Source organism: Nostoc sp. UHCC 0252 (assembly GCF_034931145.1).
In the GTDB taxonomy this organism is placed as follows: Bacteria; Cyanobacteriota; Cyanobacteriia; order Cyanobacteriales; family Nostocaceae; genus Nostoc.
The window spans coordinates 1-9,306 of sequence record NZ_JAYGHE010000130.1; the positions used below are offsets into that span (position 1 = coordinate 1).

Below are 9,306 nucleotides of genomic sequence, written 5' to 3' on the forward strand. Positions count from 1 at the left end.
ATGCTGTGCCCCTACAGCATGGTCTATGTACGTAGTTTACCGCCGTAGGCATCGCAGGATAATTAAGAAAAGCCTGAAATAGCCTATTTTAGGTAATGCATATCACGATGTATTTGTACAGTGCGTAAGTCTTAAATACTATTCACTTGATAGCAAAATTGCTGCAATAAGTAGATATTGAGTACCAACGCGAATTTTTACTTAACTAACTCAGCATCAACTTTGCCAGCGTCCGATCAAATCTCTGCAATTGGAGCGGTTCAGCGCAGAAAAACCAGTAGCCTTGAATGCTTCATTGAAACTTTCTTGACTACTTCATTGAAACTTTATATTATATAAGGATACCTAAGTTTTCCCGGCCTAGGTATCCAATAGCAACATAACCTATATAAATAGATTGTTAACTATATTCTAGTTACTAATCTTTTTTTTTAAATGCTTCTTAGGACACTTTATAAATTGCTCCTCAAGTAGGATGGCAAAATTATATATAAGGTTTGTTTTAATCTTCAAAATATGTTTATCAAAACCTAATTCATTCTGAATTCCTTACGATTGGTGGATAGCGCAGTGTAAAGGCTGTAAATAAACAGTTACGGGCAGTGGATCGTAGAGATTATCTTGATTATGACCGGAGGCGGAGCGTCTCAGGCTCCGCTTCTGAACTCTTCTTTAACTGCAAAATTTTGTTTTGTAACAGATTCGTTACATCACATTAACGCAGCCTACTTTCTAAAACGAGTTAGCAACTCTAGATTTTTCTAAAGTCGCTACTAATTTCACTCCAAATTCTTCCTCAAACACTCCTTTTTTATAATCTAAACTCCAAAGTTCTAAAGCACAGTCATCATCAGGTTGGGATGGAAAAATCAGTAGGTTGACTTGCCGAAATTGTTGATAATACTCACATCGTACTTGAGCGATCGCACCAATTTGCCGTCTATCTAATGCCACCGCTAATCTCAGAATTGCACTCAACTGGCTAACCATCTGGCGCTGCTCTTTAGTCAGCATACTCTGGTAAATTTCATGTTTTTTCTTGGGCGGCGATTTGCGATGATAACGCGCTAAATTGGCGATGATTTCAATCTCGGTTTCTGTATAACCAAGTAATTCCCCATTGCGAATTAGATAGTAAGAGTGTTTGTGGTGAGATGAATGGCTAACGTAATGACCACAATTGTGTAATATTGCAGCTGCCCACAATAGTTGTCGCTCGTCAGATCCCCAGTGGTGTAATGTACCTTGAGTTTGGTCAAATAAACTTTCGGCAAATTTGGCGATGCGATCGCTATATTCTAAGTTTACGTGGTATTTATTAGCGAGTTTTAAAACATTCCGTTCCCGAACTGAACTTTGGTAGCGCAGCTTATCTTCAATTAAGCCGTGGGTTAACATCCAGTCTACGATTACACCTTCCCTCAAAGAACGCTCGCAAACAGTGATCGATTCACTGCCCAAAAGGGTCATCGCTTCCTGTAATATTACTGCACCAGCAAGTATAACTTCAGACCGTTTATCTGGCATCCCAGGAATTTCAGCCTTTTCGGAATTACTCAGTTTCCGCAAGCGATTTACCAACTCTTGCAAGTCCTTAAGACTAAACTGGTAGCCATTGAGAGTGGAAGGAATAACACCGGATTTTTCTCGTGCATGAATCATCGCCAGGGTTTCAATTGTCCCAGATGTACCCACTAAACGAGGAGATTCCCCAGGTTGGAAATTTGCTAATAGCTCATCCACGGAACGTTCTAACATGCCGCGTGTATAGGATTGCAGATACAGAAACTCCGTGTTGCTGATGGGATCGGTAGTGATTAACTCACCAGTGAGTCGCACTGCACCGACTTTGGTACTGGTGAGAGTCCGCGCTTGGTGACTATCGCCCAAAACTAATTCTGTAGAACCACCGCCAATATCAATAATGGTATGGGGTTGGTTGTGAAATTCCATCCCCGACAGCACGCCAAGGTAAATTCGTCGCGCTTCTTCTTGACCAGAAATTAAGTCAACGCTTAAACCCAACTCCTTTTCTACTCTGTGCAAAAAATCTTTACCATTGGGGGCTTCGCGCACAGCACTAGTAGCCACAGCAATGATTGTTTCAGCGTTAGTGGTTTTGGCAACTTCTTGAAAGCGTCCTAAAGCAGCGATCGCCTTTTTAATGATCTCTGGTTTGAGTTCGCCAGTGGTAAGATTGCGATCGCCAAGTCTGACGGTTTCTTTTTCTCTGGCGATAATGCTGAAAGCTGGTAGCGTGGGGTCAATTTTAACTACTACCATGTGCAGAGAATTTGTTCCCAAGTCAATGGCAGCAATAATCCGATGTTGCTTAGGTGGTTGAGTCGGAATCTCCCAGCTAGGCGAAACTAGATTCGGCATCTACTTTTCTCTCTTTATAAGAAATGATGGCAAACGGTGGTATGTCGGTGTAGCTGGCACTGATATTTATTGCAACACACTTACTCAAACTGAGTGCTGTTAGCGATAGCGGGGCGTTTAGCCCGTATTGAGTAAATTAGAAAATACTCAATACTCAGCACTCAGTTTTGTTGAGGGCAACTGAGCTAAGTATATTCACCCTAATGCTTTTAACGCTAGTGACTATTTAAAAATATTTAAAGTTGCCACTCTATCTGTATGTTTTTACAAATAACAAATAACGTTATTCTATAGATGTAAAGATGTGTTAATTCATCTATCTAAAGTTATTTTGTTGATTTCTATGTTAAGGACGCCAGAACACCCCCAGGAACCAGCTTGGCTTATAATTATCCGGCTTTTACGCTGGCATAAGCCAGAAGGACGGTTAATTTTAATGATTCCTGCGCTTTGGGCTGTGTTTTTAGCAGCTTCTGGGAAACCACCTTTGCCTTTGGTTGGTGTGATTATCTTGGGAACTCTAGCCACGAGTGCGGTGGGTTGTGTTGTCAATGACTTGTGGGATCGGAATATCGATCCAGAAGTGGAGAGAACACGCGATCGCCCCCTCGCTTCTCGCGCCTTGTCTGTGAAAGTTGGGATTGTAGTTGCGATCGTTTCGCTAGCATGTGCAGCCATCCTGGCCTTTTACCTTAATCCCTTGAGTTTCTGGCTATGTGTTGCAGCAGTGCCTGTAATTGTGCTTTATCCAGGCGCAAAGCGAGTTTTTCCTGTACCGCAACTGGTACTTTCCATTGCTTGGGGTTTTGGGGTATTGATTAGCTGGAGTGCAGTTACCCAAACCATCTCACAACCAACTTGGTTACTTTGGGGCGCAACTGTGTTGTGGACACTGGGATTTGATACAGTTTATGCCATGAGCGACAAGGAAGACGATCGCCGCATTGGTGTTAATTCAAGCGCCCTATTTTTTGGGAATTATGCCCCTGTAGCTATTGGAAGTTTCTTTGCTGGCACAATCTTGTTATTGGCTTGGTTAGGTGTACTCATACATCTGCATTTAGCCTTCTGGATTAGTCTTGCAGTTGCTACTATTGGATGGGTTTGGCAGTCTCTGCGATTAAGACAATCAGACTTACCTAATCCTGTTTATGGTGAGATGTTCCGGCAAAATGTTTGGATTGGTTTTATTTTACTTGCTGGGATGATTGCCGGATCTTTTTAGGAGGCAAGTGTTTACTGAGTTAGAGAATTTTCATAGCTTTAATTATGGGATTTTTAATTGAAGCAACTGTGCATCTATAGGATTAGTATTTGATTTTTGAACGAAGTTAGGTATTGGCGTGGCAAGGCTAAATTGTTGCAAAAAAATTTGTAGGTTGGGTTGAGGAACGAAACCCAACACTCCGATCCATGTTGGGTTTCGCGTTGCTCAACCCAACCTACATCTAATGGACTATTTTAGCCTTGTCACGCCACTACGGATATTTTCTCCAAATCAAACCGGATTCCTATATAAGTTAGAAAATATAAGTTAGAAAAAAATAAATATTCATGAGTTTTTCTATGGGTACATTCTTTGATTCATTTAGTCTATTAGTTCAGTATGTGCGTACTTGGGTAGTAATAAGTCTACTATGTTTAGTTATTACCTGGTCATCTTCTGCACAAGCGGCTAGCCCGATTGATTCGCAATTAGAACAGCAAGTGTTACAAATTATCCGCGAACATCCAGAGGCAATTATTGAATCTGTTCAAGCTTATCAGCAGCTACAACAACAGAAACTTAAGCAAGCACAGCAAGGATTTTTACAAGATTTAAAGACGAATCTGCAAACAGTGATTGGTGAATCTCCCACCACAGGTTCAACTAAATCAAAAACTGTGCTAGTAGAATTTTCCGATTTTCAATGTCCCTACTGTGCTGAAGCCCATAAAACATTGAACGAATTGTTAGCAAAGTATCCAGATAAATTAAGATTAGTTTACAAGAATTTACCACTTGCTTCAATTCATGCTGAAGCATTACCATCTGCAACAGCAGCTTGGGCAGCATATCAACAGGGCAAATTTTGGGAATATTATGATGCACTATTTACTAATCAAAAGCAACTAGGTGAAGCATTATATTTAGATATTGCGACAAAACTGAATCTAGATTTGGGTAAATTTAAACGCGATCTTACTCTTGCTACTCCCGCAATTACAAAAGATATTCAATTAGCACAAAAACTGGGTGTTGCTGGCACACCTTTCTTTGTAATTAATAGTCCAACTTTTTCAGGAGTAGTGCAGCTACCAGATATCGAAAAGATATTGACTGGTGCTAAGTAAATTAGGATTAATAAATTAAAGCGACTAGAAGTCGCGGCTACACAGACAAAACCCACCTCCGTGGGTTTCAATTCCTTTGAGTCCGCGTAGGCGGACTTCGTTTGTGTAGCCGCGATTTCTAATCGCCTGGTATATTTGCTCTCATTACCTAGTAGCGAAGGGGTTGGGGTTAGGTTTGAGAGAAAGTTGCACATCGCGTAACTTTATAAATAGTCTTTCATATTACCTTGTTGATTCTCTAAATATTTATTTTTTAATTCCTGTGGAATGGGAATGGGACGACTATTTTGCAAACTCACAAAAGCGCCCTTTTGACTAGCTACTGCTGCCAACTCATTATTAGATAAAATTTCAGCTTGTACAGTCCACTTCAACCGTCCTACATTACTTAGCCATAAACGTCCAATTACTTTGTCAATAATTTTTATCGGGCGTTTATATTCAATTTCAGTTACAGCTAGAACAGGTGCATATCCTTGCTCAATTTGCTGATTGAGTTGCCAATGTTCATCTAAAAACTTTAAACGTAAATCTTCTAGCCATCTGATATACACAATATTACTCACAACTCCCATAAAATCAATGTCGTATGTTCTTACAGGAATTTGTAATACTACTTCTAATGGTCTGTGCAAATTGTTATTTACTAGCATTATTCCTCTTTGTGATTTTAAAACCAATCGGTCTGTAAAATTATAAAAAATTTTACCTTTTTCAAGTAGGAATAATTATTAATTGCCTAATAATTCATTACCCACAAAAACTTCAAACTTCTACTTTGTAGTTTAAGATTAACTCGTCGCCAGGTAAACCTCTAATACCCCAGTTAGATTTAGGCGTTTCAAAAATTGTGATTTCAATATCGTCCGCAGGAATATTAAACTTTATATTAATATTCTTAATTAACAGGCGAATCAAATCTTTTTTCGTTTCAACTGAGCGCCCATCAAACATACTAATCTCGATAATCAGATAATTATTTGTTCTATCAGATGGATAGTAGAAATCTGATTTATCCAGTGGGAAAAAACGATGAAATCTTTTTTCAGGAGTAATCTGTAAAACTTCTATGAGTGAGGTATGGATTATATTAGATAGCTCCGTTTTAATAGGATTTAATTTGTCTGCTAAAGCGTATACCTTGATTTGTACCATACACTTAAAGGTTAGTTTCTAAGTATTGATTAAGATGATTAATTACCCTATGCATGTGAATTGAATCTCCATAAAGCTTACTCATCATTATGGCTCCTTCTAGTGTTGCAATTATGATAGTGGCGATTTCATCAGCACTCACTTCAGGACGAATTTCACCCTTGTCAATTCCCGTTTCAATAATTCGCCGAATCAGATGCAGCCAAGAGTTCATCGCCTGTTGAGCGCGTTCCCGCAACGCCGGATGAGTATCATCACTCTCCACAGCAGTATTCAGTAGTGGACATCCTCCCTTGATAGGTGGATTTTCTGCGAAGTTACTAAATATCTCAATGATTGCTTGCAGGCGTTCTACTGCGTGGCGCTTGCTTCGTAACGCAAATCTAGTATGCTGTTTGATATGAGCGATCGCAAAATCAAAAGCCTGTAACGCCAGATCGTCTTTGCTTTGGAAGTGATTGTAAATTCCTCCTTTCTGTAATCCAGTCACACGCATGATGTCTGACATTGATGAGCCTGCATACCCCTGTTGATTAAACAGTTCGGCTGCTTGGTGGAGAATTCTACTTTTTGTTTCTTCGCCTTTGGACATTACAGCGATTTATTAGAGTAGGGAATGGTACAGTTTCTTGATTTAAAATTGCTGTAAATTAAATATTACCGACCGAACGGTTTTATTTTTGCATGATACATACCTGCAAGTCAAGTCGCTTCTCTACGAGACGCTACGCGAACGCTCCAATTAAAAATTAAAAATGTAAAATTAAAAATTGCAATTCTTTTGGGGCTTGTACCCAAAATTAATTAATTAAAAAAACGGTCAAGTAGTTTTTACTGCCTAGTTCTAAACAAAGATCATCTATCGTAGGGGTAATTCATGAATTGCCCCTACGATAGATGCAGTTTATCCACCATCACATGGTAATTACAGCATCAATCCAGATATAGAGATGCGATATATATCTTTTCCACAAGGTTTTGAATTATCCAAATGGTGAATTATCCCTATCTTTATTAACTTTGGGGTAATTTTTTTTATCAACCACTCCTAAGAAGTTTAACCTGCTAGGGTGTATTATTCAAAGAATTTAGCGATATACAACACGAATACGCTAGACGTTTGATCGTCTTTACAAGTAAAATACGGTAAGTACATCGTATTAACGGTTTTTATATGTAAAACCGCGAAAAATCGGTTAGAAGTTGAGTTTAGCAAAGCAGCTGACCGATAAGCAGTTATCAAAGTCTGTTTCAGCGAAACACCAGTTGTCATGCTTACAAAAGCTTCCAGACAGGTTTTAACTTATCCAGTAATCCTCTGTTCTAACTTTTAGCTGGATAATCTTTTCTTTGTGTCACTCATACCTTGAGAAACACAATAGCTTGCTATGACTAGCTCTGTCTACGACTGGGCTGTACTTCGGCTGAGTTGTTTTTCTCTAGTAGTGAAGCTCTAGCTGACTTTCTCAAATCCCCAAAAAGTATGCACTATTTATTACTACCGGTCTTCAGCTTCTTTGTTGGCATTATAGTTGGTTTGACGGGAATTGGTGGAGCCTCGCTTATTACCCCAATGTTGATTTTTGTTTTTGGGGTTCCGCCTTCTATCGCTGTGAGTTCTGATGTTGTGGCGGCGACTTTGATGAAAATTGTTGGTAGTGTCAAGCATTGGGAACAGAAAACCCTAGACACAAAAGTTGTTAAATGGTTGGCATTGGGTAGTGTTCCAGGCTCACTATTTGGGGTGGGGATTTTGCGCTTTCTGAAACGTGCAGGTGAGTATAACCTAGATAGCATCTTGCTCCGGTTGCTTGGCGGGATGATTTTGCTAGTCACAGTGTTAGCACTAGTGCAATTATTGTTATTGACTTTTTTACCCAAATTTAATTTACCCGAACTCCCAAAGCTAGACTTAGAAACGAACTTGGGCCGCTTTTTAACAATCACTTTAGGAGCAACTTTAGGCTGTTTAGTTGGTATGACAAGCGTCTCATCAGGTTCAATGTTTGCCCTAGTGCTGATTGGGTTTTTCCGTCTTGATGCACGGAAGTTAGTGGGTACTGATATTTCACACGCAGCAATTTTACTGCTGTTTACAGCCCTTGGTCATCTCAGCCTGGGAACAGTTGATTGGGGTTTGGTATTACCTATCTGGCTAGGCTCTGTGCCAGGAGTTCTGTTAGGTGCTAAAATCTGCCAAATCGCTCCCCAACGCCCACTAAGGTTTATTATTTACACCATTTTGATGATGGTGAGTTGGAAATTAGTTCATCAAATGTGACGAATTTTAAATGCCAAATTCAGCATTCAACATTCAACATTGATTAAATCATCCAAGGTAATAGAGTGAATGTACCTCGCTCATACATAATGAATAAACCCAAGCCAATTAATACAAAAGGTACGACAGCTTGACCGTAGCGACTTAAAATATTAGCAATGGTAGGTTGAAGGCTTAAAAGATAAGCGATCGCACACCAAACTCCTACCATGATAAAAAATATACTTAGAATTACTCCCAAGCTGGCAAGGTCATGACCAGCGAATAAGGGAATATATATACTAATATTGTCACCACCATTTGCGATCGTTACTGCTGCAACTTTATAGGTTTGGGGGTGCAAAACACTCAAAAGAAAAGACAATACGGGGTTAGTCGGTGTGGATTGACTAAAATTACTACTGACTGTTTGAACTGTTACGGTCTCTTCTTTTCTAGATAGTAATTGCTGAATACCAATTACTATTGGTAGCAGTCCTAGCAATCCTATCCATTCTCGCTGTATGACCAATCCACCAAAAAATCCTGGTAAGCTAGCGATGATAATAGCTGCAAAACCTAGATATTGACCGAGTAAGATATGCCGTCGCCGAAAATTAACATCTACCTGCGAAAAAAATATTAACAAGATAATATAGCGGTTCCCAACCTAGTGAGGTACGTTTTCAAAGCTACTAACCTTGGTAAACAAGATTTGGGTGTACCTCAGTAGACTAGGAAACGCTATAATGTCATCTATGTTAGTAGCGATGAAGGCAATTATTCCTTCACTAGCGGCAGTTCCTAGCTTACTCATGCTGGATTTTTATAACCTACGATTTATAACCATACCAAATTAACCTTCTGGCACAATTACAAAGATTTAAGCACAAAGGTTTTAAGTTTACAAATGTGAGTATAGGAATCATATTTGATTTCTGAAATATTTCAGTAGGGTGTGTTATGCCGTAGGCTAACGCACCATCCGAAGATTTTGGTGTGTTACTAGTCCTATAGGTTAGGTTGAACTTTAGTATCACCCAACATCAAGCGTTAATTGTTGGGTTTTGTTCCTTAACCCAACCTACGCAGGTTAATATTTTTATTTTTGATTTATGAGGATATTTAAAAGTTGTTTGTGATGTATAGTAATCCTAAATCATTCGTGAACAACG

At 39.3% G+C, this 9,306-nt stretch carries 7 protein-coding genes and 1 pseudogene; 3 read left to right on the forward strand and 5 right to left on the reverse strand.

Features of this window, described 5'->3' with window-relative positions; genetic code table 11:
• Positions 1 to 732: 732 nt before the first annotated feature.
• The gene (locus VB732_RS34515; protein ID WP_323235314.1) at positions 733 to 2,382 is read right to left on the reverse strand and encodes a Ppx/GppA phosphatase family protein; all 1,650 of its coding nucleotides are present in this window, start codon (positions 2,380 to 2,382) and stop codon (positions 733 to 735) included.
• Between the two features lie 343 nt (positions 2,383 to 2,725).
• Between VB732_RS34515 and VB732_RS34520 the strand changes: the two genes are divergently transcribed.
• A complete protein-coding gene (locus tag VB732_RS34520; protein WP_323235315.1) occupies positions 2,726 to 3,607 on the forward strand; it encodes a 4-hydroxybenzoate solanesyltransferase in 882 nt (293 codons plus the stop codon).
• Positions 3,608 to 3,936: 329 nt separating this feature from the next.
• Complete coding sequence (locus VB732_RS34525) at positions 3,937 to 4,716, forward strand: DsbA family protein (protein ID WP_323235316.1); 780 nt, start codon at positions 3,937 to 3,939, stop codon at positions 4,714 to 4,716.
• Positions 4,717 to 4,919: 203 nt separating this feature from the next.
• On the opposite strand, the gene VB732_RS34530 is transcribed toward VB732_RS34525, so the two are convergent.
• The 3 genes from VB732_RS34530 to VB732_RS34540 form a co-directional block, all read right to left on the reverse strand.
• Complete coding sequence (locus VB732_RS34530; RefSeq protein WP_323235317.1) at positions 4,920 to 5,369, reverse strand: thioesterase family protein; 450 nt, start codon at positions 5,367 to 5,369, stop codon at positions 4,920 to 4,922.
• A gap of 112 nt (positions 5,370 to 5,481) precedes the next feature.
• Entirely contained in the window at positions 5,482 to 5,871 is a 390-nt protein-coding gene (locus tag VB732_RS34535; protein ID WP_323235318.1) for a tautomerase family protein, read from the reverse strand.
• Between the two features lie 4 nt (positions 5,872 to 5,875).
• Positions 5,876 to 6,463: a TetR/AcrR family transcriptional regulator gene (locus tag VB732_RS34540; protein WP_323235319.1), complete on the reverse strand. Its 588-nt coding sequence runs from the start codon at positions 6,461 to 6,463 to the stop codon at positions 5,876 to 5,878.
• 891 nt (positions 6,464 to 7,354) lie between these two features.
• Here VB732_RS34540 and VB732_RS34545 point away from each other — a divergent pair.
• Positions 7,355 to 8,152 (forward strand): sulfite exporter TauE/SafE family protein, encoded by a 798-nt coding sequence (locus VB732_RS34545; protein WP_323235320.1) that lies wholly within the window; start codon positions 7,355 to 7,357, stop codon positions 8,150 to 8,152.
• Between the two features lie 43 nt (positions 8,153 to 8,195).
• Here VB732_RS34545 and VB732_RS34550 read toward each other — a convergent pair.
• Positions 8,196 to 8,915 (reverse strand): annotated as a pseudogene (locus VB732_RS34550) (cadmium resistance transporter).
• Positions 8,916 to 9,306 lie beyond the last annotated feature (391 nt).

Excerpts from the sequence above, each read along its gene's own strand:
- VB732_RS34515 (WP_323235314.1), bottom strand. The coding sequence starts at position 2,382 with ATGCCGAATCTAGTTTCGCCTAGCTGGGAGATTCCGACTCAACCACCT.
- VB732_RS34520 (WP_323235315.1), top strand. The coding sequence starts at position 2,726 with ATGTTAAGGACGCCAGAACACCCCCAGGAACCAGCTTGGCTTATAATT.
- VB732_RS34525 (WP_323235316.1), top strand. The coding sequence starts at position 3,937 with ATGAGTTTTTCTATGGGTACATTCTTTGATTCATTTAGTCTATTAGTT.
- VB732_RS34530 (WP_323235317.1), bottom strand. The coding sequence starts at position 5,369 with ATGCTAGTAAATAACAATTTGCACAGACCATTAGAAGTAGTATTACAA.
- VB732_RS34535 (WP_323235318.1), bottom strand. The coding sequence starts at position 5,871 with ATGGTACAAATCAAGGTATACGCTTTAGCAGACAAATTAAATCCTATT.
- VB732_RS34540 (WP_323235319.1), bottom strand. The coding sequence starts at position 6,463 with ATGTCCAAAGGCGAAGAAACAAAAAGTAGAATTCTCCACCAAGCAGCC.
- VB732_RS34545 (WP_323235320.1), top strand. The coding sequence starts at position 7,355 with ATGCACTATTTATTACTACCGGTCTTCAGCTTCTTTGTTGGCATTATA.